The sequence below is a fragment of the Staphylococcus sp. HMSC62B09 genome (assembly GCF_001839115.1).
GTDB lineage: Bacteria > Bacillota > Bacilli > Staphylococcales > Staphylococcaceae > Staphylococcus > Staphylococcus haemolyticus.
On the sequence record NZ_KV840149.1, the window covers coordinates 92872 to 118055 of the forward strand.

The 25184-nt window shown below is 33.8% G+C and carries 23 protein-coding genes, 1 pseudogene and 2 riboswitches; of the genes and pseudogenes, 4 read left to right on the top strand and 20 right to left on the bottom strand.

The features are described 5' to 3' along the window. Window positions 1-4 precede the first annotated feature (4 nt). From HMPREF3265_RS07105 to HMPREF3265_RS12600, 12 genes are all read right to left on the bottom strand, one after another. Window positions 5-1873: an assimilatory sulfite reductase (NADPH) flavoprotein subunit gene (locus tag HMPREF3265_RS07105; RefSeq protein WP_070440940.1), complete on the bottom strand. Its 1869-nt coding sequence runs from the start codon at window positions 1871-1873 to the stop codon at window positions 5-7. A gap of 173 nt (window positions 1874-2046) precedes the next feature. Then, window positions 2047-2778 carry a phosphoadenylyl-sulfate reductase gene (locus HMPREF3265_RS07110; protein ID WP_070440943.1) on the bottom strand — a complete coding sequence of 244 codons (732 nt, stop codon included), beginning with the start codon at window positions 2776-2778 and terminating at the stop codon, window positions 2047-2049. 196 nt (window positions 2779-2974) lie between these two features. Continuing rightward, on the bottom strand, window positions 2975-3790 hold the full coding sequence (locus tag HMPREF3265_RS07115; RefSeq protein ID WP_070440946.1) for a zinc ribbon domain-containing protein: 816 nt from the start codon (window positions 3788-3790) through the stop codon (window positions 2975-2977). A gap of 173 nt (window positions 3791-3963) precedes the next feature. Next, on the bottom strand, window positions 3964-5082 hold the full coding sequence (locus HMPREF3265_RS07120) for a 5,10-methylene-tetrahydrofolate dehydrogenase (RefSeq protein ID WP_070440949.1): 1119 nt from the start codon (window positions 5080-5082) through the stop codon (window positions 3964-3966). Beyond that, on the bottom strand, window positions 5079-6278 hold the full coding sequence (locus HMPREF3265_RS07125; protein ID WP_070581006.1) for a 5,10-methylene-tetrahydrofolate dehydrogenase: 1200 nt from the start codon (window positions 6276-6278) through the stop codon (window positions 5079-5081). Before HMPREF3265_RS07125 ends, HMPREF3265_RS07120 begins: the two co-directional genes overlap by 4 nt. Window positions 6279-6637: 359 nt before the next feature. Then, window positions 6638-6739: riboswitch (TPP riboswitch) on the top strand. A 342-nt stretch (window positions 6740-7081) separates the two neighbouring features. Next, window positions 7082-8086 carry a DUF4064 domain-containing protein gene (locus HMPREF3265_RS07130; protein ID WP_070440955.1) on the bottom strand — a complete coding sequence of 335 codons (1005 nt, stop codon included), beginning with the start codon at window positions 8084-8086 and terminating at the stop codon, window positions 7082-7084. Between the two features lie 89 nt (window positions 8087-8175). Then, window positions 8176-10167: an ABC transporter permease gene (locus tag HMPREF3265_RS07135; RefSeq protein ID WP_070861207.1), complete on the bottom strand. Its 1992-nt coding sequence runs from the start codon at window positions 10165-10167 to the stop codon at window positions 8176-8178. A 1-nt stretch (window position 10168) separates the two neighbouring features. Then, window positions 10169-10918: an ABC transporter ATP-binding protein gene (locus HMPREF3265_RS07140; RefSeq protein ID WP_070440961.1), complete on the bottom strand. Its 750-nt coding sequence runs from the start codon at window positions 10916-10918 to the stop codon at window positions 10169-10171. Window positions 10919-11092: 174 nt separating this feature from the next. Continuing rightward, window positions 11093-11989 (bottom strand): sensor histidine kinase, encoded by an 897-nt coding sequence (locus HMPREF3265_RS07145; RefSeq protein WP_053036308.1) that lies wholly within the window; start codon window positions 11987-11989, stop codon window positions 11093-11095. 2 nt (window positions 11990-11991) lie between these two features. Next, the gene (locus tag HMPREF3265_RS07150) at window positions 11992-12669 is read right to left on the bottom strand and encodes a response regulator transcription factor (RefSeq protein WP_070440967.1); all 678 of its coding nucleotides are present in this window, start codon (window positions 12667-12669) and stop codon (window positions 11992-11994) included. Window positions 12670-12698: 29 nt separating this feature from the next. Continuing rightward, window positions 12699-12863, bottom strand: a complete 165-nt coding sequence (locus HMPREF3265_RS12595) for a hypothetical protein (RefSeq protein ID WP_016930641.1) — start codon at window positions 12861-12863, stop codon at window positions 12699-12701. Window positions 12864-13048: 185 nt separating this feature from the next. Then, window positions 13049-13219: a hypothetical protein gene (locus tag HMPREF3265_RS12600; RefSeq protein WP_176744128.1), complete on the bottom strand. Its 171-nt coding sequence runs from the start codon at window positions 13217-13219 to the stop codon at window positions 13049-13051. Between the two features lie 72 nt (window positions 13220-13291). After that, window positions 13292-13392, bottom strand: a riboswitch (SAM riboswitch). 224 nt (window positions 13393-13616) lie between these two features. Here HMPREF3265_RS12600 and HMPREF3265_RS07155 point away from each other — a divergent pair. After that, window positions 13617-15092, top strand: coding sequence for an alkaline phosphatase (locus HMPREF3265_RS07155; protein WP_070861208.1), 1476 nt, complete (start codon window positions 13617-13619; stop codon window positions 15090-15092). An 89-nt stretch (window positions 15093-15181) separates the two neighbouring features. Here HMPREF3265_RS07155 and HMPREF3265_RS07160 read toward each other — a convergent pair whose 3' ends face one another. From HMPREF3265_RS07160 to HMPREF3265_RS12240, 3 genes and pseudogenes are all read right to left on the bottom strand, one after another. Continuing rightward, the gene (locus tag HMPREF3265_RS07160) at window positions 15182-16129 is read right to left on the bottom strand and encodes an LCP family protein (RefSeq protein ID WP_070440973.1); all 948 of its coding nucleotides are present in this window, start codon (window positions 16127-16129) and stop codon (window positions 15182-15184) included. Window positions 16130-16148: 19 nt separating this feature from the next. Then, window positions 16149-16367, bottom strand: a pseudogene (locus HMPREF3265_RS07165) (DegT/DnrJ/EryC1/StrS family aminotransferase); the annotation flags it as partial. Window positions 16368-16767: 400 nt separating this feature from the next. Further along, entirely contained in the window at window positions 16768-16869 is a 102-nt protein-coding gene (locus tag HMPREF3265_RS12240; RefSeq protein ID WP_016930637.1) for an SE2200 family small protein, read from the bottom strand. A 219-nt stretch (window positions 16870-17088) separates the two neighbouring features. Between HMPREF3265_RS12240 and HMPREF3265_RS07170 the strand changes: the two genes are divergently transcribed. Next, window positions 17089-17715, top strand: a complete 627-nt coding sequence (locus HMPREF3265_RS07170) for an FMN-dependent NADH-azoreductase (RefSeq protein WP_070581013.1) — start codon at window positions 17089-17091, stop codon at window positions 17713-17715. 62 nt (window positions 17716-17777) lie between these two features. On the opposite strand, the gene HMPREF3265_RS07175 is transcribed toward HMPREF3265_RS07170, so the two are convergent. Then, window positions 17778-18227: a MarR family winged helix-turn-helix transcriptional regulator gene (locus tag HMPREF3265_RS07175; RefSeq protein WP_037551495.1), complete on the bottom strand. Its 450-nt coding sequence runs from the start codon at window positions 18225-18227 to the stop codon at window positions 17778-17780. A 151-nt stretch (window positions 18228-18378) separates the two neighbouring features. On the opposite strand from HMPREF3265_RS07175, the gene HMPREF3265_RS07180 reads away from it, so the two are divergent. Beyond that, the gene (locus HMPREF3265_RS07180; RefSeq protein ID WP_070839740.1) at window positions 18379-20019 is read left to right on the top strand and encodes an alpha-keto acid decarboxylase family protein; all 1641 of its coding nucleotides are present in this window, start codon (window positions 18379-18381) and stop codon (window positions 20017-20019) included. A gap of 62 nt (window positions 20020-20081) precedes the next feature. On the opposite strand, the gene HMPREF3265_RS07185 is transcribed toward HMPREF3265_RS07180, so the two are convergent. Continuing rightward, window positions 20082-21164, bottom strand: coding sequence for a CapA family protein (locus HMPREF3265_RS07185; protein WP_176743870.1), 1083 nt, complete (start codon window positions 21162-21164; stop codon window positions 20082-20084). Window positions 21165-21423: 259 nt separating this feature from the next. On the opposite strand from HMPREF3265_RS07185, the gene HMPREF3265_RS07190 reads away from it, so the two are divergent. Next, the gene (locus HMPREF3265_RS07190; RefSeq protein ID WP_037551487.1) at window positions 21424-21756 is read left to right on the top strand and encodes an SdpI family protein; all 333 of its coding nucleotides are present in this window, start codon (window positions 21424-21426) and stop codon (window positions 21754-21756) included. 86 nt (window positions 21757-21842) lie between these two features. Here HMPREF3265_RS07190 and HMPREF3265_RS07195 read toward each other — a convergent pair whose 3' ends face one another. The 3 genes from HMPREF3265_RS07195 to HMPREF3265_RS07205 all read right to left on the bottom strand — a co-directional run bounded on the left by HMPREF3265_RS07195 (window position 21843) and on the right by HMPREF3265_RS07205 (window position 24999). Then, the gene (locus tag HMPREF3265_RS07195) at window positions 21843-22970 is read right to left on the bottom strand and encodes a zinc-dependent alcohol dehydrogenase family protein (protein WP_070581017.1); all 1128 of its coding nucleotides are present in this window, start codon (window positions 22968-22970) and stop codon (window positions 21843-21845) included. Window positions 22971-22994: 24 nt separating this feature from the next. Further along, window positions 22995-23843 (bottom strand): AhlS family quorum-quenching N-acyl homoserine lactonase, encoded by an 849-nt coding sequence (locus tag HMPREF3265_RS07200; protein WP_070861209.1) that lies wholly within the window; start codon window positions 23841-23843, stop codon window positions 22995-22997. A 160-nt stretch (window positions 23844-24003) separates the two neighbouring features. After that, a complete protein-coding gene (locus tag HMPREF3265_RS07205) occupies window positions 24004-24999 on the bottom strand; it encodes a LacI family DNA-binding transcriptional regulator (RefSeq protein ID WP_037551475.1) in 996 nt (331 codons plus the stop codon). Window positions 25000-25184: the final 185 nt, after the last annotated feature.

Sequence of the window (25184 nt, forward strand, 5' to 3'; positions counted from 1 at the left end):
TCTATTAGTACACATCGCGTTGGTAACGTTTATCTTTCTTCATTTGTTTAAGGTAGGCTTCAGCATCTTCTTCAGATAAGTTTTGTTCTTTCATTAAAACATTGCGGATAGCTTGATGTACATCTTTCGCCATATGTTTTTCATCACCACAAATGTAAAGTGAAGCACCTTTTTGAAGCCATTCATTAAATTCTTTACTGCGTTCAGCAATACGATGTTGGACGTATACTTTTTCACCAGTGTCTCTTGAGAATGCAACATCCATTTTTCCTAGCACGCCGTCTTTCAACCATTCTTGCCATTCTGTTTGATATAGGAAGTCTGTTGTAAAGTGTTGATCACCAAAGAATAACCAAGTATTACCTTTAAATCCATGCTCTTCTCTTTCCTGCATGTATGCTCTAAATGGTGCAACACCTGTTCCAGGTCCAATCATGATAACTGGTGTGTCACCCTCTTTAGGGAATTTGAAGTTTGGATTGCGTTTCAAGTAAATTGGAACAGTGTCACCTGGTTGAATACGTTCAGCAAATTGAACTGAACATACACCTGAACGGTCACGTCCATGTGAGTTGTATCTAACTGCCCCAACTGTAATATGCACTTCATCTGGTAGCGCTTGATAACTACTAGATATTGAATATTCTCTAGGTGGTAATTTTCTTAATAATTGATATAAATTTTCTGGTTGAAGTTCTGTTGTCGCAAAGTCATTTAATAAGTCGATTAAGTCACGACCTTCAATGTAACTTTGAACCCATTCATTATCTTCAACCTTTTCATTAAGTTCTTCATTTTCAAAGAATGACGCCGCATTGATAAGAAGCGGTTTCGTTAACTTCGTAATTTCAAAATGAGTTGTTAAGGCTTCTTCTAATCCTAATGTGTCACCCTCATCTGAAATTTGAACTTGATCATTCGGATCCCAACCTAATGTGCTAATTAATAAATCAACTAAAGCTGGGTCATTTTGAGGTAGAACGACTAAACAGTCTCCAACTTCATAATCTTCACCGAAATTATCTAATAGAAATTCAATATGACGTGTTTCCTTATTTGAACCTTGTCCATTAAGGTTAATGTTTTCTAAGACTTCTGCTTGATATGGATTTGCTTTAGAGAATTTCTTTTCTTTCGCAGATTTAATTGATTCACTTACAATTTGTTCATTTTGAGTGCCTTCTGGTGCAGTATCTATCGCATTGATTACATTTGCCATCCACTTTTCAGCGTCTTCTTCATAATCAACGTCGCAATCCACACGATCATATATACGTTCAGCACCTAATTCATCTAGTTTTCTATCAAAATCACGACCTGTTTGACAGAAGTATTCATACGTTTGATCCCCTAATGCTAGAACTGAGAATCTCACACCTTCAAGTTTAGGTGCCTTACGACCATGAATGAACTCATGCAATTCAGCTGCATTATCAGGTGGATCCCCTTCACCTTGAGTAGAAGTGATAATGAATAAATCTTCAACATTTTTTAGGTTCTTAGGTTTAAATTCGTCCATTGCTTTCAATGTCACGTTATGACCTATATTTGATAAGCGTTCTTCAAATATTTCAGCTAACCCTTGTGCATTACCTGTTTCAGAACCATATAAGAGTGTAATTGCTCGTTTCTCCGGCGTGATGACAGGCTCGTTTTGTTGAAGCATTGCTTCTGTGCCTTCAGTTAGACCATTTGCATTTGTTGAACTTGAACCTGTTTGTGATGGTACAGTTCCATTTGACGTCAATTGTTGATTAGCAACTAAGTATCCACTTAACCATACCTTTTGTTCAGGTGTAAGTGTTTGTAAGAGTTCATTAATTTGTGCCGCTTGTCCTTCTGTAAAAGGACTATTTGTAACACTTAAATTCAATTGTATCCACCTCTTATTCCGTAAAATAACAATCATTTTATAAAAGCTTTATACTACTTTTATTATGTAAGAAATATGTCCGTCTGTACACTATTGTCGGACATATTTGTAGATTTTGTTTAAAACATATCAGAGTACTATGTTTTATGGTTAAAAATTTTTATCCAAACGCATTATGGTTTATCAGCAACATGTAAGCCACATTCTGTTTTATCGAAATTCGACCAACGCCCTGCTCTAGAATCATCTGAGTCAAATACAGGAGCGGTACATGGGATACAGCCAATACTAGGATAATGTTGATCATGCAATACATTATAAGGTAAATCATGTTTCTTAATATAGTCCCAAACTTCATCTTCTGTCCAATAAATTAAAGGACACACTTTCACTGATTTGAAACGTTCGTCTTTATTAATAAAGTTCGTATTTGCACGTGTTGGCGATTGGTCTCGACGTAAACCTGAAACCCAAGCAACAGCGCCACCTAACACTTCTTCTAAAGGTTTAATCTTTCTTATATAACAGCATTGATTAGGATTATTCTTCCACAATGCCGGATTATATTTGTCCGCTTGTTCCTCAATCGTTAAATCAGGCTTCTTCATTTCAATACGAAGTTTTGGAAAGCGTTCTTTCACTCTATCAATCAAGTCATACGTTTCTTGGAAATGTAAATCCGTATCTAGAAAGACAATTTGTGCATCTGGCTTAATCTGGTAAATCAAATCAATTAAAACCATACTTTCCGCACCAAAACTACATGAATAAACAATGGAATCACCATATGTGCGATACGCCCATTCTAATATTTCATAAGCGCCTTTAGTTGCATCGTCAGTAGAAATAGAATCAATGAAAGGGTCACCTTCAAAATTCTCATACGTAATTGTCGGTACTGACATAAACTTATGGTCCCCCCTAAAATTTCACAAATTTATTAATCTAATACCTATCAGAATTGTCAGAATAATATGTTACTACTTTATCGAGATTTTGCTATAAAGTCAAGGTTCTGAGGAGAATTATATAAAGAAGTAGGGAGTAGGACATTGATTCCATTTTGCATCCGTCACACTCCCTAAACGTTTCAACTTTTCCCTAGTAATGATTTTCTGGAATACACTGAATCAAAGCAATTTTATCGTTCTTTGTAGTTACTAAAATTTCAAAGCCATTATTTTTCACGGTATTATAAATATAACTTCCAGCATCATTATTTTTTTCATAATCACTGTATTTACTAATAAATGTTTGCTCATCAACATTTGAGGGTGACACGCCAATTCCTCTTACTACTTCAGTATTACCTTTCAATTCATAGACCACTGCTAAATCACCATAAATGGTATATAGATTATCCATGCCCACTTTGTGAAAAACACGATTGGATCTGCCATATCTTTTTTCCACTTCTGCTCTAGTCATGCCAGGTTTAATTCCCATGTAAGCATCCCTTGTATCCTTTTGCATAAATGACTTATGGAAATCCTCACTCATGACATCAATTTTAGGTGCTTGTGAATGAATCGCATCTTTGTCTTTTTCATCTTCACTTTGTTTCGCTTTTTGCTTTTCTGCTTTAATAGGATCATTAGACACTTTATCGTCATCCGTTGTTTCTTTATCTTTCTTCAAATGCGCTGTTGTAGTTGTAGTCTGCTCCGTTTGTTTCCCTTCTTTTAAAAAGAAATGATAATAAGCAAAACAGCAACTGACTATAATCCCAATAACAACTAAGACAACTAATATAAATAGCCAAATGCTTGGCTTACGCTCAGCTACCTCATATTGTGACTCAATCGAATCATCTTCAAATACGCGTAAATCATTGCCACATTTACTACAAAATCGTTGCTCTTTAGTTATTTTATTACCACATCTAGGACAAAAATTCTTGATATTACCTTCCTTCACTTCATGTTGCTAAATCTAAGTAGTTGTTGTGAATTTAGGACTCTTATTTGTTTTGACACCTACATTATATTTAATTTTAAATTAAGCACCAATTATTTTCTATAATCTTTTTATATAAATTTACCTAAAAAACAAAGCCGAAGAAAGCTTCACGCTTCTCGACTTTAATCTCGTTATCCTTCATCTTTATCTCTATCATCATATCGCATTTGTTGTCGGTAACCATAAGTACTTTCTTTGATTAGTTGATCATTTAATAATCCAGCACCAATCGCACCTGCAACAGTTGAAATAGAAGCAGCAAACCAAGGAATACTTAGATATAAATCAATTCCAGCCGGTCCTTTTAACCCTACCTGTTGCCCTAAGAAATTAGATGGTAGTAACACAAGTTCCGCAATTAAAAATAATGTGTAGAGAATAATGTAATAAATGATAATAGCTACAAAGAGCGTCATCACTGTAGTTAAGTTATATAACCATGTAATTCGTTTATTACGACTTTGTTTGACAGATTCCCACAAATCATGAGACATCATAATCCAAAGTAACATACCTAAGACTGCGATAATAGATATTCCAAATAGACGCCACATTGAGAATTCCATACTCATCTGCCACATAGTCGTAAATATTAAGCCAAATGCACCAGTGGTAAAAGCAATTGCCACAATATTACTAAGGCTTGCCATCATATTAAGTGGATTATTTGCAAATGTCATACCACTCACAAGCCGAACCATTCCCATTGACCTAGTATTGGATAAATAGCGTAAATGATCATTATCTGTTTCATCTAAATGTACTTCAGTTTTATCAATTTTAGATAATGGAAATTGTTTGTTAACTGCATATGTTACATGATTATTGTCATCATAATCATTCTTTTCAGATTCAGAATGATGCACTTCATTGATTATCGCAACGATGACGTTCTTAAAACGTTTCTTAACTGGGCGCCAACCAAATGCAGGATAAGAAAAGACAGCAGCACCATTCTTCTTATTGATGTCCAGTGCTAACACACGTTCATCATGAAACATAGGTAAATCTGTAATTGCAACGACATAATCCCATTCTCGCTTATCATGATAATCTTGTATCTTTTTAAAAATTTTGCCAACGGATTCTGCGTAGCCTGTCAGAGGATCAACCACGAGATCCACTTCCCAGTCATGTTGGTTGTTATTCTGGTGAGATAAGATGTTCGGAATATCATCCATTAAACTCTCAGCTAATTTTTCTGTAACACCAGGAGCAACAACTAAACCGATTGTTTTAGCTTCATTCATGCGTCATCCTCCTCTCTATGATCTTGTTTTTTACCTTCATACTGTTCATCATCATTACTTTCTTTGTTTGATGAAGATTGTTCCACGTCATGTTGCGATACATCTTGTGATTGTTGTTCTTTTTTCTCTTTTTCCTCTTGTTGCGCTTCTTTATAACGATGATATTGGCGATAAGAATACGTAATACGTCGTATCTTCTCTTCATTTTCTACAGTTGAGCCCATTGCACCCGCTAATAAACCAAGCGATGATACAAACCATAATAATTTCAAATAATTTATAAATGTGAAATCAGGATTTGCACTCGTCCAACTATTAAATAAACCTACAGGTACAAATAATGAAATACTAATAGATAGTAATACATATAAAACTACGTAATTCATCAATGTAATGATGACTAAAGTAAGTAATGTCGTCGCGTTATATACATAGCGATAAACACGTTGAGACTTTGCTGTTTTTCCTTCAAATAACTGATGCGCGTATAATAACCATCCCGCCATACCTAATATAGAAATAATCATTAAGACAATAAATCTTAAGGTTGAATATTGAACACTTAACTCCCATGGCATAGAGAAGATAGAAACATATGTCCCTGTCGCAAATGCAACGGAAATAATCTTCTTAAAATTAAACAAATTCCTCCATGGCTCATTCGCTCGCGTTAAACCTAAAATAAGCTGCAACCATCCTAATATAAAGTAGCGATTAATATAACGTCTTTTCGAACTTTCATCTTCTCGAGGATCAACAGCTTTAGGTTTAATCAGTGGATGCACTTTGGGGCGCTCTTTCGTATTATTGTGATATAACTGTTCAACTAGTGCTGTCATACTCTTCACTAACTTACGCTCTAAATTAATCCAACCTAACGCAGGTAATGAAAGCATAGAAACTTGCTTTTCACTATTAAAGTCACTAATAACAACTTTATTACCTGAGATACTTGGTAAATCTGTAATACAGATAACGAAATCCCATTCATATTCTTTCTTCAATTCTGCTGCTTTATCTATACTCTCATGTACATCCTCAGCAGATCCTATTAATAAATCTACTTTACTCTCGAAATGCCATTCATCCACATCCTTAATTCGGTCATGTAAATGTTGTTGAACCTTTGGTATCGCATTATCGACGAGCTTATGTGCAACGCCTGGCGATGGCACTAATCCAATCGTAAAGGTCATGATTAACCTCCTTCCTCTTCTAATATTTGCTAAGTTTACTATTGATTATTTGTTTGAAAAAGTATTAATTAACAGGGTCAAAATTATGCAATGCTCATTTTATGATAATAACAATACTTTTTGCAATTAAGGGAGTTGAACAGAATTCGTTTTGAATTCGCTTTTCAACTCTCGCAAGGATAACTAGTACTAAGAAGAGGTTAATTTTAAACTTATTATCAGTTCAGTCAGCTAATGCGAATTTGTATTGTAGACTTATGAAATTGTTTTATAATCGGCTATTCACATTAACTCTAACTAGTCAAATTACAGTCTTGACTTCTAAAATTAAAAATACTAAATTAAATACATAGTATAAAAATATGCACTAGGGGTGTTTTCAAACTGAGATGGAGTCATACTCCAAACCCTTTGAACCTGAACTAGATGGTACTAGCGTAGGAAAGTGTGGACGAAATCGTAGATAACTTGATTAAGGTCTAGATATGTCATGCCTTATTTCATATAAACTCACATCTATCATTTACGTAACTTTTCTATAGTGAAGGTTGCGTATTTTTTACTTTAAAAAAGAGACAGAGGTGACCGCCAGGCAATTTTATCATAGTAGCAAAAATGTCATGTTGAAATAAGCATTGTCTGAGAGAAGCTTAGACTAGTAGTATTGTAGAAAATTCATTTTATTTATCCATATAATAGAAATTAACGTAAAGTCGGTGATGCTAACTTAGGGACGTCACCGACTTCTTTATTACAATTAAAAAGAGCGAGACATTCGTCTCACTCTTTAAACGACTCAACTATTAATATTTATATGGGTCATTATCTTTTTTATCTTTCAATTTGTCTGCTTCATCACGTACAAAATCGTTATCTTTATGCTCATTTCGATCTTTATCAAAATCATTTAAATCTTTATGTGTTTCATCTTGATATCTATCACTATGAGAACCAAATTGACTACGTTCTTCATTGTGATGATTATGATTGTGCTCTTTATTTTGATTAAAGTTATTGTCTTTACGGTCATCTGAAGACCAATCTACATCATTACGACGGTTAAAGTCTTCATCTGAACGATGTAAGTCATCCCGACGATTAGACTCTTGATAATCATTACGCTCTAAATTAGAACGGTCATGATTATTATTGTCATAACGATTGTTATCATTGTGATTTGAATGGTTATGACTACCATTATGAACATCATCATTAGAATAATGTTCTTTAATATCTCTTTTTTCTTTCGCTTTATCTTCTTCATCTAAGATGAATGCATTGTTTTTAGCGTTAACATCTTTATCATCATGATGATTTTCACGACGGTTGTTATTGTCATAATAGCCATTAGCGTAATTATCTTTTTTCTTACCTTTTCTTACAAGTAGCATAATACCAGCTACGATCCAAAGAATAAAACTAATCCAGTTAGACAATAATGCAATTAGACCTGCAATAATTAATAAGATACCTGCAATTTTAGGTTTTTTACTAATTAAAATACCGCCAATAATCGCTAAAATTAGTGAAATTACAGCACCCCAAGTTAAGAAGCTAATGAAACTACCTAAAGCATCAATACCTTGATTCAATTCTGAAGTAGATACTGAATTACCTTGCTTTTGAGATTCACTAATCATTTGATCTTTAAAGTTATTATTTCCCATTAAAGGTTTAAGAACTAAGAACATGATTGCAGCTATTGCTTGCAATACAACCCCTAGCCAAGTAAGGATATGTTCAACCGTGCGTTTAATCTTGTTATTTTGCGTGTGATGTAATGTATTATCGTTTGTTTGATTAGCCATTTTTACGCCTCCTTTTTTTGTTGTATACCCTACCGATGATTAGGTTACACTTAATTTTTAAAAAGTATGGCAAATTTTTAATACTCGATCTAGTGATATCGATTAACAATCATGTAATAAATACGCGATGTAATCCAATACATCAACGCATACATAACAACAACCGAAATAATAACACCGACATAACTTGTCACAAACACACCAACATGATTAACATTCAGAATACTTAACACGTTATATATTATTTTTGAAGCAAAGATAACATGAATCGTTGCGACAATAATTGGCAATGCAAATATCCATATAATTTGTTTATTAATGGTATCTTTAATTCTGTCATTATCTATACCAACTTGCTGCATAATTTGATAATTCTTACGGTCCTCATATCCTTCTGCAACATTTTTATAATACATCATTAGAAATGTGCCAATGAATAAAATGATAGACACTACCGTTCCAATAAAGATAAGTCCTCCATTAATTTCATATAATGTGCCCGCCACTTCTTTTTTATCATCAATACTCACTTTATAGCGTTGCATTAATGTATTTTTCAACTTATCAAAATCAGATGTATGCTTTGTCATGATATTAAAATGCATAAATGTATTTTGAACTTTCTGCGTGCCATGATGGTCGTTCTTATCAGCATTGACATAATAATTGTTTAATTGTTGGAATGTCTTATCATCTGGAGTAATAATAGTTAACGCTCCTGGAACTGGATACGAATAATTATGACCATTTAACTGTTTAATATTGAATTGGTCCCCCATCATTGTTGCAGTTCTTAATTTTTTAAAAGGTTGATTTAAACTTTCAAATCCTAATTCCCCATGTTTCAACTTAACCTTCTTCGTATTTAGCTCATTATAATCGTGCTGTGTCATAATCACGAGATAGGTACTATTAATCGTCATATTATAATCTTTATTATTACGATGTTTAAATAATCCTGGTTGTTTGTAATCCACCGCAATCAGTGAAACTGCATTCTTCTTAAAGAAATCAACTTTAGCATGATCTTTAATATCACGTTCCAAATGACGTACTTTCTCCTGAGTCTTCTTATTATTGTGAAGATTTCCATCCATTGAAACTCTATATTGATCCGACATAATAGAATCGACCTGATTCGATATCCCTCTATAAGTTGAAATCGTCATACCCACAGTAACAATTAGAAATGTACATAACATCGTGATGCTTGCAAGTCCAATCGCATTTGAATTCATCCTAGACTGCAATCCTGAAATGGTAAAAAAGTATTTGGGATTATAATACCATTTAGGGATTCGTTTTAACCAATCTAATAGTAAAACGCCTAACGATAAATATAAGCAATATGTCCCAATCATAACCAAGCCAATTGCACCGAACAAATCATATAACGAGCGTAATACCATTTGATTAGAGAGCGCAATGTGATAACTGCTAAATAACGTAACAACTCCAATAACTAGTAAAACGTATAATACAAATTTGGGTAACTTTCTTTCAGCTCTTTGACGTTGATGTATTAATTTAATAGGACTTTGGAATAATATTTTTAAATTGTTAATCAAGAAGAGAAATAACATTACCGCTGCTAAAATAATTAAAGTAATGCACATCGCTTTCACATCAAAAGGATAATCCAATAGCAACATGCCCGTTTGATGCATTAATTTATTCATAAGCATAAAAATTAATACGCCAAAGAGATAGCCACCAGTTATACTGATAACCGCGATTAAAACATATTGATATACCATCTCGATGAGCCTAATCATTCGGAAATGTTTCTTCTCCATTCCAAGTATCATGTTCATCGCAAGTTCCTGTTGACGATGTTTCATCATGAAGCGATTGGCATATAAAATAAATATAAAACCCAAGACACTCATAAAGAAATTTCCCACACCAATAAATATAGGTAATAGCTGACTTCGTTTTTGGACGTAGTCATTCATATTTAAAGATAATAGAATAAATTCCGTTGCGAACATGATGCTCAGTGCTAATATAAAGGGCATGATCACATGTCGCTGCATCTTGAAGTTTTGAGCAATCATCTTCCAGAGCATATGTATGGTCATGTTAGTACCCACTTTCATTCAGAATAGCCAAACTATCAGCGATACGCTTTTGAAAATCTTGTTGCGATTCTTCCCCTCGGTAAATTTCATGATACAAACGTCCATCTTTAATAAATAATACTCGTTTAGCATAAGACGCATCGATAGTTGAATGAGTTACCATTAATATCGTTTGCGTATTATCATTAATTTCTCGAAATAGCGTCATGATTTGTTTCGAAGTCTTTGAATCGAGCGCACCGGTCGGCTCATCGGCGAGCAGTAAATCGGGTTCATTGATTAATGCACGACCAATCGCAATTCGTTGTTGTTCACCACCAGAAACTTGATACGGGTATTTAGAAAGTAATTTCTCAATACCTAATTTAGAACTTAGCGCATTCATACGCTGTTCCATTACTTTATGAGAGCGGTTAGCAAGCACAAGTGGCATTAAGATGTTATCTTGATTCGTCATAGTTGGTAAGACGTTGAAATCTTGAAAGACAAAGCCAAGATTATCACGACGAAAATGCGCAATTTGCTTATTACGTAACTTGCGAATATCTTGAGTGTTAATAGTGATGTTGCCTTCAGACACTTTATCAAACGTTGCAATTAAGTTTAATAATGTGGATTTACCTGAACCCGACTCACCCATAATGGCTACAAATTCTCCCTTATCAACTGTAAATGAAATGCCATTCAGCGCAGTAGTCGCATTTAACCCTCTGCCAAACGTTTTCTTTACATTTTTGACGTCTAATAACATCGCTTCAACCTCGCTCTCTTTAATAATTTTTTACAAAAATGATCACAATGAAGATGTAATCCAATAATTTAAGACCTCATGTTCCTTTTGTTATCTCTATCATAAAACAAAAAAATGCCAACAACATTGATAATTTCTTACAAATGTTGTTGGCTAGCTTACAATATTGAAAGTTTAATTATTTTTCGGGAAATAAATACTAAATGCCGTACCTTTGTTCAACTCAGACTGTACATCTACATGATGATGTAAATGTTGAGAGATATGTTTAACAATAAACAATCCAATGCCTGATGAATTAGCATTCAATCGACCATTATATCCTGAATAGCCTTTATCAAAGATCTTCGGTAAGTCAGCTTGACTAATACCGACACCATTATCACGAATAGTCAATACATGCTGTTGTTGGTCAAACGTAATCCAAATGTCCTTACCTCGCGCATACTTCAATGCATTATTTAGAATCTGTTCAATCATAATCGAACACCATTGTGCATCGGTCAGAACTTCATCCTCACACCGTTCATAATGAATCTTTGTCTTCTGATCAATAAATTGAATAGAATATTTCATAATTAATGGACGGACAAGGTCATTAATCTTTACTTTTGAAAAGGACATATCCGTTTCTTGGTTCATCAATTTTAAATAACTTAACGCTAAACTTGTATAATTATCAATTTGAATAATTTCTTGTCGCACTCGATTGACGACATTATCTTCATTACGCTCTAACAACAATTTAGATGCTGTAATAGGCGTCTTCATTTGATGAACCCACGTTAAGAAGTAATTCTCCACATTAGCTTGATATTCAGTTTGATCACTTTTCACCTGTTGCAATTCATGCTCTAGTTCATGAATAGTGTCTCTCATCTGAACTTGTTCTCTAAACCCACTTAATTGTACTAACCAATAAATTATCATGATGAATAGCATTATTCCGGCACCTAATAGATACGCACTCAGTGGCAAATTAAATAGAAAGAAGATAAGTAAGAATAATAATATAAATGTGATAACTATAATAATTTCATTTAATATTGATTTAATAAAAGCTTTCAGCATAATTAAGACACCTTATATCCAACATTCTTCTTAGTTTCAATTAAATCTATAACACCTATCGATTGTAATTTCTTACGCAATCGTGTCATATTGACTGCTAAAGTATTGTCATCTATAAAATTCTCCGACTCCCAACACTTTTCAATCAATGCGGTACGGCTGACATACTTACCTACATTGCGGAACAACATATTTAAGATTTGTAATTCAGTAAAGGACAATTGAACCGATTGAACCGATTCGTCTTCATGGTAAAGTGTTGCTTCATCTACAACAAGTTTGCAATTTTTAACAGTAATTTCATTATTAGACACTGCTAAATCATACGTTCTACGTAATAATGCTTGAATCTTAGTTATAGTTAACGATAAATTAAATGGTTTCTCGATAAAGTCATCGCCGCCCATTTGAATTGCCATAATTTGATCCATATTGTCGGTTCTTGAACTAATAAACATAATCGGTACATTAGAAGTCTTACGTATCTCCTGACACCAGTGATAGCCATTGAATGTCGGTAGATTGATATCGAGCAATACGAGTTGCGGTTGATTTGCATGAAATACGTCGATAATATTATCAAATTGTTTAGCCACGATGACCTCATAATTCCATTTCGATAACTCTTGCTCTAAACTTTCTGCAATGATAAAATCATCTTCCACGATGAATACTTTCATATTGCTCACCTTTCATTACTAATGATTTATTAAGCTTTGTGGTCGTCGTCATAATCAGGATTTGAAACTTTATTCTTTTCCTTTTCAAATTCTGCTTCTTTTTGTTCAGTTTTCTTTTTACGTTTACGTTCTTCCATTATTGATAATGCGATAAATCCAATGATGAGTAGTGGTGATAACATTACAAATATCATCGATTGAACACCTCTATATTTTATATTTGATTGATACATCGTCTTAGTCTTCATTTTACAACTTTACTTATAAAATGAACATCAAAAAACTGAAGCGATACCGAAATAATGACTATTTCAACGTACCGCTTCAATCATAATAAAGATTATAAATTTAATTGCGACTCATAAGTACAGATTAGATATTACTTTTTATTTAAGATGTAAGTTCTAATATCTTCTATTGAAATACTGTCGTATATTTGTGTTTTGGCTTCTCCTATTTTGGCTACTCTCAACATACTTCCACCATAGCTCTTTGGTGAATATTGCTCCCAATAGTCTAATTGTTCAAATAGTTCTTTCAATGTTTCCATAAGATTTACCACCTTTTCTAAATTTGGGTAAATAAAATAGCCCTCCTTAAATAAGAAGCGCTCACGGACATCTTCTTATCTTTCAGGAACTCCTGTTGGATTTAGCACCTCACGTCAAACGCAGTTGCTGGAGCTTCATAGGGCCAATTCCCTCCACTCACTCTTAATAAGACGAACTATTTTATTTATTGGTATTATAACTCACTTTTAACAATTATAAAAGTAAAACGTTTACAACATATGATAAAACTAAATATAAAATAAATTCTATTCATTAATAATTGTTTACAATTACTTTACTTAAAAATAACTTTATACTAACTGAAAATCAAATTAAATTTCTTAATATGAATAGTGTAACAACTATACAATATACATATTAGGAGGCTTTTTTTAAATGAGTTTCATCAATAAATTTGGTAAAACAACAGTAGCAAGTTCAATCTTAGCTGCATCTGTATTAGGGACAACACACGTGTCATTCGCGTCAGGTTCTGGCGAAGGTAACCAAGGCCAACAAGGACAAAATGAAGATTACATGGCCATCGGTAACACAAAGAATCCTAAAAACGTTATTTTCATGGTCGGCGATGGTATGGGACCTGCATACAATTCAGCTTATCGTTACTATGCCGACAATCCAAATACTAAAGAATTAGATCAAACTGCATTTGACAAATATTTAAAGGGTACTAACCGTACTAACCCTAATGACCCTAAAGAGAATGTAACAGATTCAGCTGCAGGTGGTACAGCCTTTGCAACTGGTCACAAAACATATAATGGTGCAATTTCAGTAGATAATAATAAAAAGCCATTAAAATCCGTTCTAGAAAAAGCGAAAGAACTTGGCAAATCAACTGGTATTGTGACAACTGCTGAAGTAACAGATGCAACACCAGCCGTATATGCTGCACACGTTGATGACCGTGATAAGAAAGACGAAATCGCGCAACAGTTTTACAATGACAAAATTAATGGTCAACATAAAGCTGATGTTATTTTAGGTGGCGGTTCTAAATACTTCGGTAAAGAAAATGGTAATTTAACGAATAAGTTCCAAAAAGACGGTTATGATTATGTAACAAACAAAGATGAACTTGCTAATTCACAAAGTGATCAAGTATTAGGTTTATTCTCTGAAAAAGATATGCCTTTACAAATCGATGCACCACAAAGTAATCCATTATTAGTAGATATGGAAAACAGTGCCTTATCTAAACTAGAAAAGAATGATAAAGGGTTCTTCTTAATGGTCGAAGGTGCGTCTATCGATAAATCAGGACACCCTAACGACATTACTGGTGTTATGTCAGAAATGGGCGGATTTGAAAAAGCTTTCCAAAATGCAATAGACTACTCAAACAAACACAAAGACACTTTAGTTGTAGCAACTGCCGATCATTCAACTGGTGGTTTATCAATTGCTAAAGGGAAAGATTACGTATGGAATCCAGAAGCAATTCATAAAATGAAACACTCTGGTAGCTACATGACTAAACAAATTGCAGATGGCAAAGATCCTGAAAAAGTAATCAACGAAGGTTATGGTATCGAATTCCCTTCTAAACAAATGGATAAAGTTAAAGACGCTGCTAAAGAATTGAAAGAATCTCAAGATAAAGCTAAAAGTGAAGACGATGAAAAAGTAGCTGCAGCAACTACTAAACTTCAAGATGCGATTCAAAAACCAATCAACGATGAATCTCACACTGGTTGGACTACTTATGGTCATACAGGTGAAGACGTAAACACATATGCACATGGACCAGGTGAAAATAAATTTGCTGGTAATAATGATAATACAGATAGCGCAAAAAATATCTTTGATTTCTTTAATAACGATGTAACATCTAATCAAAACCAACAATAATTAAGACTAAAAATTTAAGTATAATAAAGGTTAATTGCAATTTAAAAGCACTTTGTCAATGATTTATATCATCGACAAGGTGCTTTCATTTAGTTAAGATTTAAGTTTTCTTTTAATTTCTCATTAACTTCTTTTAGACTATTTTTATCAGGATAGAAGTAGTATAGATTGTCATCACCAAGTGCATTTTGACCGTTAATTGTTAAACGTTTAACATTGTCTTGTGCTTTATCATAGTCAGATTTGAAGCGATTTAACTGTACGAAGCTTAAATCTGTTTTCAAGTTATCTTGAGCAGCTTTGAATATACCGTTTAATTTAGTTACTGAGTTAACAGAGAATGCTTCTCTAGCAACTGCTGTAATTACTTGTTGTTGACGCAATTGACGACCTTCATCGCCACCAGCACCATCTTCCTTACGACTACGCATGTAAGCTAAAGCTTTTTTACCATCCATTTTGTATTGCTCACCTTTAGTGAATTGATAGGTATTGGTACTATCTTTAGTTATAAAAGAGCCATTACTCGTAATTGTAACTCCACCAAGTTCATCTACTACTGTTTTAACGCCATCCATATCAATAGAAATATAATGGTCAACAGGTACATCCATTAATTTTTCCAATGAGTTGACTGCCATTTTGGGACCACCATATGCATAAGCATGGTTAATTTTTTCGGTAGTTCCATGTCCAACAATTTTAGCACGTGTATCACGAGGTACACTTACCATTACAGTTTTTTTATCCTCTGGGTTAATTGACATCAAGACGATAGAGTCACTACGTTGCCCGAGATTTTCTTGCTGTCTTTCAGCATCGTCATCTATACCGTAAAGCACAACCGTCATAGGGTCTCCCTCTTTTGCTGCCTTTTGTCTTAATTGGGAATGATCTCTATCTAAGGATTCATTAATTGAATTATTTAATGAATGTAATTTCGTAAAGACAAAAATAGCTGCAGCAACAATAAGTACTAATAATATAATCAGTATTGTAATAATTACTTTAAAAGTAGTTGATTTCTTTTTTTTCATAATATTAATCACTCATTTTTTATAGACTTTTAATAATTTCAATCACTCGTGTTTGCTGCTCATCTGTCATATCAGAACCTGATGGTAAACATACTCCATGGTCAAATAAATAGGCACTGTTATCTATACCATCAACCATTATATAATCATAAGATTCAAAGTATGGTTGTAAGTGCATTGGTTTCCATACTGGACGTGCTTCAATATTATTTTTTTGTAATTGCGAATTAATTTTGTTTTTCTTCAACATTACAAAATATATTCTTTACATTCATCAAAACCATTACATTTTATCTTATAATATTAGTTAGAATTTACGTTAAAACTAATGTAACTATCATGTAAATATGCAATAAATAAACTACTTGCGTAATGAATTAGTAGCTTATTTATAAAAATTCATTTTATAGCTATGTAATTCCGAGTAAAACTTTCAGATTTCTTTATCCGTACATTATACAATTTTGAACGGTCAATATATGTCCTTATGCAATAAATTCATTATTTGTCTTAAAAAGTTATACTTACATTTATCCTCTTCCTCAATTAAGGTCTCTCCAACAAACAATAATTATGTAATTTACATAAATATAAAAAAGCCAAGATATTTCTACACAGAGATATCTTGGCTTAAAACATTAATATTCAATATTTGGCATTTCGTTTACTTTGTTTTGGTATTTTTTGAAACCAACATATGCAGCTACGCCTAAAACTACTGTAATTAATAATCCCTTCATGTCTGTCACTCCTTTAAGGTTCTACATTTATTAGATTTCTTAAATATTAAAATCTAAATTTACCTATATTATACACTTAAAATTGTTCATTTTTAAAGTCACGTTTAATTATCTTATACACCATTGGTCTGATTTTTCATGAAAAGTATTGTATTATTTTGAAAATCGAGTATATTAATTATATCGATTTCGAAATAAATATATATGAGGTGCACGACTGTGGCAAAATTATTATACATTACAGCACACCCATTAGATGAATTAGCTTCTAATTCTATGGCTGCTGGTAAAGCATTTATTGATTCATACAAAGATAATCATTCAAGTGATGAAGTGAAGCACATTGATTTATTCAAAGAAGATATCCCTGTTATTGATAAAGATGTATTAACTGGTTGCGGTAAATTAAGAAATGGCGATGAACTTAATCAAGATGAACAACAAAAAGTTGATCGTTTCAGTGAAATTTTAGAAGAATTCCTTTCAGCTGATAAATATGTTTTCGTTTCACCAATGTGGAACTTATCATTCCCACCTGTATTGAAAGCGTACATTGACGCAATTTCAATTGCAGGTAAAACATTCAAATACACTGCAGAAGGTCCTCAAGGTCTTTTAACAGATAAAAAAGTATTACACATTCAATCACGTGGTGGTTTCTATTCAGAAGGTCCAGCTGCAGATGTTGAAAGTGGCGACCGTTACTTAAGAACAATCATGACATTCTTAGGTGTACCTTCATACGAAAATGTAATTATTGAAGGTCATAATGCGGAACCAGAGAGAACAGAAGAAATTAAAGCCGCTTCAATTACTGAAGCACAAGAAATGGGTAAAAATTTCTAATAAGCATATTAAAAGGCATTGCGTAGTCATTTACGCAATGCCTTTTTACTATTCAATCCTATTTACTTCTCATCTTTCAAATGCTGAATATCTTGAAATCCTTCTCTGTAATTCGATAGTTCTTCCATGATGTCATACCAATCATGTCCTACCTTCTGAAAGGTACTCTGCATTAATTCATCTTGTGCTTTATTTAATTTATCAACTAACTTACTGCCTTTAGGCGTTGGAAATAATTGTTTCACACGTCGATCTTCTTCAGATGTTTGTTCAACAATTAACCCTTCTTCCTTCAATTTACGCAACGTCGCATGTGATCCTTGTTTAGAGATTTCTAATGTCTTTAATAATTGCTTAATGGTAATACCAGGCAATTTATTAATGAAGAACAAAAAGCGATGGTGCTGACGACTCATGTCGTATTTTTCAATAATTTCATCTGCCGTTTTTATAAATGTCTTATATGCGAAGTAAAATAACATATGTTCATAATCATTTTTATTACTATCCATAGATTTCTTTCCTTTTCCATTTATGAATGATTATACACATTATAATCAATTTTCAAAAAACAGTCGAAAAAAGGTCAACTAAATTGACTTTATTAGCCAATATAATTATATTGTAAGTGTATTCTAATTTATAAATAAAGGTGGAATGAATATGAAACAACGTGTAGGACAATACTTAATGGATGCAGTACATCATGCAGGCGTCGACAAAATCTTTGGCGTGCCAGGAGACTTCAACCTAGCTTTTCTAGATGACATCGTACGTCATGAAGGCGTTGAATGGGTAGGAACGACTAATGAACTTAATGGTAGTTATGCTGCAGATGGCTATGCACGTATCAATGGACTAGGCGTGCTCGTTACTACATTTGGTGTTGGTGAATTAAGTGCTGTTAACGGTATCGCAGGTTCGTATGCTGAACGTGTCCCAGTGATTGCAATTACAGGCGCGCCAACGCAAGCAGTAGAACAAGCCGGTAAGTATGTGCACCATTCATTGGGTGAAGGTCGTTTCGATAGCTATCAAAAGATGTTCGAACACATTACGACAGCGCAAGCATACATTACTGCTGAGAACGCAACAACTGAAATCCCTAGAGTCATTAATGCTGCTATTCATGAACGTCGCCCAGTGCACATTCATCTTCCTATTGATGTTGCAATGACTGAAATCGAGGTAGATTCAGAGTATGATGTCGCACCAATTCCAGACGTAAATGTTGATCGATATATTAATATGGTCGCTGACAAACTACGCTCCGCTTCACAACCAGTCATTATCACAGGTCATGAAATCAACAGTTTTCACTTACACAAAGCACTCGAGCAATTTGTTAATCAAACACACATTCCAGTCGCTCAATTATCATTAGGTAAAGGGGCATTTAACGAAGAGAACCCCTATTATATTGGCATTTACGATGGCAAAATTGCAGAAGACCAAATTAAAGATTATGTCGATAACAGTGATGCCATTTTAAATATTGGCGCTAAATTAACTGACTCAGCTACAGCCGGTTTCTCTTATGAATTTGATATTGATGATGTGGTTATGCTTAATCATCATAACTTTAAATTGAATGAAACGGTTGCTGAAGATGTGACGCTACCTAGCTTAATTGATGGACTTAATACCATTGATTATCGATATGAGGGCTCGTTCCCTACTTTTGAAAAAGGGACATCAAAAGAAGTCGCATTATCAGATGATATCTTAACGCAATCAACTTACTTTGACATGATGCAACAATTCATTAAAGAGGATGATGTCTTATTAGCTGAGCAAGGTACATCATTCTTCGGTGCGTATGATTTAGCTTTACCGAAAGACATGACGTTTATAGGACAACCATTATGGGGTTCTATCGGTTATACTCTACCAGCTACTTTAGGTACGCAAATGGCTGATCCAAATCGCCGTAACATCTTACTAATCGGGGATGGCTCATTACAACTTACAGTTCAAGAGTTATCTACGATGATCCGCCAAGATATCAAACCGATTATCTTTGTGATTAATAACGATGGTTATACAGTAGAACGTTTAATCCACGGCATGGAAGAAACGTACAATGATATCCGTATGTGGGATTATAAAGCCTTACCTAAAGTGTTCGGTGGCGATAATGTTATTGTGCATGACGTGAAAACATCGAATGACTTACAGAACGTCTTTGACGCCATTAACGCTGCTCCAGAGCAATTACACTTCACTGAAGTCACAATGAAGTGGGATGACGCACCAGCTAAACTTCGCGACATTTCAAAAGCCTTTGCAGCACAGAATAAATAGGTCATCTACAATTATTAAAATAAGCCTGTCGCATGTTCTACCATGTCACAGGCTTTTTTGCATCATATACTCTTTTCATCCAAGTATTCAGAATCAATGACATCTTTCGTGATATCTTGAAGATGTTTTATATCCCATTGACTTTTCTTATCGTTTATTAATCCATGTTGTTGGGCTAATTTCTCATTATAATCATCTAAATTATACACTTCAAAATCATGTCTCGTGTCTTTATTGGTAGGATCCCACTGTTGATAATGATTGACCATACTCGTCCACTTCACATTTTCAATATGTGCACCTTTAGGCGCTTTAACTATATCAAAATTTAGTCTTCCTAATAATTGATTATGTTCATCTCCAGTATTTTGCCCATTCAGAAAGTTACCTAATGAATATGCGACAAGTGTTTGATGATTATCACGCTTACTCTTCACCCATTTAACCGGTTGAATGACATGTGGGTGTGTACCAATGACAACATCTACACCCTCATCCGCAAATAATTGAGCGTATTTCTTCTGTGTCTTATTTGGTGTATGGTGATTTTCATTTCCCCAATGGGCAGACACTATCACTACGTCGCTTTGTTGTTTTGCTTTTTGTATATCCTGTTTAATAGTAGCTTCGTCAAACGTTTTAATTGTGTAAGGATATTGTGATGTCATTTCATTTGTACCATATGTATAACTAAGTAAACTCACCTTAATACCATTCACAGTCATAACTGGTATCGTTTGAGCGTCCTTTTCCGAATTAAAAATACCTGTAAATAAAACTTGTTTATCAAACTTATTCCATGTCTTGAGGTGATTTAGGACACCTTCATCACCTTGATCTAATGAATGATTATTGGCACCATTTACCATATCAAATCCGGTTTCGACAACATCTTGAGCAATCTGACTCGGAGTATTGAAGTTCTTAAATCCTGAAAATGGGCGATCATCCCCACCTAATGGAGATTCTTGATTAATAAATGCAAGGTCAGGTGATTGTATGTCGTTCTTAATATGTAAATACATAGGCTTAAAATTGAATGACCCATCTTGTTGCAGTGCATCATTATAGACAACGGGGTGTATTAAATTATCTCCTACTGCAACCACTGATGCTTCATCAGTAACATCTTCAGCCAGTGCCATGCCACAGAGAATTGCAAAAGTGAAAAATAGTACTAAACAACTAACATAATACTTAATCACAAAGTACGCCTTCTTTCATTGAAGAATTTCAACGTCTTTTATATTCAAAACATATTTTAGTTGAGTTGCATAACATTTATTAACGAACTCTTTAATTTTCATTTTAGACAATTACTAATTTTAATGCAATTTGGATAAGAAAAAATTTTAATATATCATTTAGTTGTATAGTCGATAAATTATTAAGGGAGTTTATAATATGATATTATTGCCATTAAGCTTTGTTATGGGTTGCTTTGGTTATATCTTTAAATTCCATCCACCTACCGAGCGCAATCGTTGGTACGGTTATCGAACAACGAAATCAATGGTCAATGATCGTAATTGGATTAAAGCACAAAAACAATTTGGCATCTATTCTTTAAAATACTTATGGGTGTTATTATTGTTTGGAATTATCGGAGTAGTGATTGAAATTGTAGGTATGATGAGAAGTACTGACATTATCATCATGACTGGTTTAGGCATAGAATTGGTAGTAATGCTGTGGTATATGTTTATTGTGTATTGGAAAGTGGAGAAAGCACTTTAATTTTGACTTTATACAACAAGGTCCTCTACTTCATTCATTTGAAATAGAGGACTTTTCGTTATTCAGTCTCAAATTTTTAATTTCAATCAATGCATTTTAACAATAATTCTACCGACATCACCACCAGCTAATTTATCAAATCCTTCATTGATATCATCTAGAGTAATCACTTCACTAATGAGTGGATCAATGTTTAATCTTCCTTGTTTATATAAACTTATAAAACGAGGAATATCTCTATCAGGAACACAGCTTCCTACATAAGAACCTTTAACTGTCCGTTCTTCTGCAGCTAATGTTACTTGTGGAAATGAAAATTCATCTTTAGGATGAGGTAAGCCCGTTGTTACTGTAGTACCCCCTCGTTTAGTAATTTTATAGGCGACTTGCATTGCTGGAACAACCCCTGCTGTTTCAAATGCATATTCTACTCCGCCAGGCACATATTCTTTAATTTGTTCATCTATATCATCATCACTAGAGTTAAATGTCGCGGTAGCTCCAAACTGCTTAGCTAAATCAAATTTGTCTTCATTAATATCTAATGCAATAATTTCATTTGCACCTGCTAACTTAGCACCAATAATGGCATTTAATCCTATACCACCTAGTCCAACTACAGCAACATTACTACCTGGACGAATTTGAGCTGTATTCATCACAGCACCAATACCTGTAATGACAGCACAACCAAATACTGCTGCACGTTCAAATGGTATTTCATCACTGATTTTTACAATAGAATTTTCAGAGACAACTGCGTGTTCTGCAAATCCAGAGACACCTAAATGATGATATACTTGTCCATCTTCATTAGATAATCGAATACCTCCTTCTAACATTTCGCCTTTTTCATTTGCTTTAGCTCCATTTTCACACAAAGCTGGACGTCCTTCTTTACATGATATACATTTACCACAGCTTGGAATGAAGGTACAAACTACATGGTCACCTTCTTTCACCCTTGTGACACTACTTCCAACTTTTAATACTTCGCCAGTTGCCTCATGACCAAGTACCATTGGTAAAGATCGAGGTCTACTGCCGTTAATTACTGATAAGTCTGAATGGCATAGCCCTGCTGCATGTATTTTTAGCAATACTTCATGCTCATGAGGATCTTCTAACTCTAAGCTCTCAATTTTTAAAGGTTTCGATTCTTTATAAGGTTGAGATGCTTCCATTTCATATAATACTGCTGCTCTTGTTTTCATAATTAAACACTCCCTTGAAAGTCCCTATTCATAATATCCGTCTGTTGATTTTCGAAATTTTGCAAATTGTGCTCCATCGTGGCCAAACCAAATTTGTGCGTTTTTCTCTGCTGCTAATTTTTTTATCTTTTCTACAGAATTTGTCCAACCAACCGAATCATACAATATACCTGGAGGTTTAAGTGTTGGTTCCATACTTTCTTTCGTATAAATAGCATCTGAGGCGAGAATAATTGTTCCAAGTTCTTCAGTTTCAATTTCTAAGCCAATCATGCCCCATGCATGACCACTGCCAAAATTCAAGACCTTAACGCCATCTACGAGTTTTAAATAATCTTCATCTCGTTTCATAGTCTTCCAAGTTAAATCGTTTTTAATCCATGCGTCTATATCCGCCCATATATACGCACCTTCTTTTTGGTTACGTGCATAAGATTGCATTGTTCCGTTGAGTTCATCGTTATGCACTATGACAGTCGCATTTGTAAAGTATTCAAGACATCCTGCATGATCTAAGTGCAAGTGAGAGGCCACAACAATATCAACATCTTTAGGGTCTATGCCAATTTGTTCAAGTCGATTAGGTAAATGACATGCTTCGTCAGCAAAGTATGGAAACGCTTTTTGTGTTACTGTAATCCAACGCCCATTATCTCCCATAGCATTTGGATTACATGCTGTATCGAATAAAATCTTTGCTTCAGGATGATCAATGAATACAGTATAAATAGGAAATTCATGCATTTCATTAGGCTGATTTGGATTATCCATCGTCGCTTGGTTTGAATTAGCAATCATCAAGTTTTTATCCATCTTCATGCGTCCATTGTCTAGTACGTAAATTTTCATTCTTTGTTTTTTTACATTTACCATGCTACTCATCCCCTTATTAACTTTTGCATGTATTATACATAGATGTTATTTACATTTTACACATAAAAATAATTACTTACAATATTTAAGTATCCTTGTTTGATTTATAAATCAAAACAAGCCTTCCACTTCGTTTGAAATTCGAAATGGAAAGCTCTATTTATGTGCTTTGTCGTTCTACGTTATTTAATTTTAATACATTATTGTTGATTTCAAATTCTGTCTCTTCAAGTAATGCCAATAAATAGTTAATCAATTGCATACCAATGTCATTGACTGGTTGATTGACTGTCGATAATGGAATCTTCAATAAACTAGAAATGGGTTGATTATCATATCCCAAAATGGCGATTTGGTTAGGAATATCTATTTGATGGGCAGTCATAAAGTGCATTAACCCTAATGCCACTTCATCGCTACCTGTAAATATAGCATCTGGTAACTGTTCTTGTCGCAACAATATTTTCCCTATCTGCTCACCATCTTCAATTGTATGAACATTATTAAAAATCCATTCATTTCTAATATCTAGACCATTATCTTTCATCGCTACTCTAAATCCGACATTTCTAGGTTTATTGAAGCAATGATCATAGTAATTATTGTCCGTGCAATAAGCTATGTTTCGATATCCTTTATTAATTAAGTATTGAATGGCATCATACGTCGTTTGACGTTGGGTGGTATGTATAATCTTCACTTTATCAGACTGCATTGACTGATCTGCCGATAAAATAATAGGTCCATATTTCGTATACGTCTCTAAAACCTCTATGTCATTTTCAAGTGCGCCCATTATCACACCAGCAATTTGTCTTTGCTTAAACATATTTAATAATCTTAATTCCTCTTCTTTATCATTATATGTTTGCATAATTAACATATGGTATGGTGTGCCTTTAATTTTTTTATCAATTGCATCAATCAAATACGCGAAATATGGATTCGTAATTCTAGGTACAATGATACCAATCGTATACGACTTGTTAGAACGCAATTGCATAGCGACTGAATTTGGCACATAATCAAGTTCATCCATCGCTTGTTGGATTTTAATTTTCTTATCCTCAGAAATATAAGGATGATGATTTAAATATCTTGAAACCGTCGATATAGATAACCCTGCTCTCTGAGCTACATCTTTTATTGTTGCCATAGTACCACCTTTAATGAAAACGTTTTCATTATTGATGATAGGTTGTTCCCTAGTTTTTGTCAATCACTCAAGTTAGATATTTATCAGTTTAAAAAATATTAAAAGCACGGGAGTGGGACAGAAATAATAATTTCTCAAAATTTATTTTGTCGTATCCCCAGCTTGCTTAGCTTGTAGAATTTCTT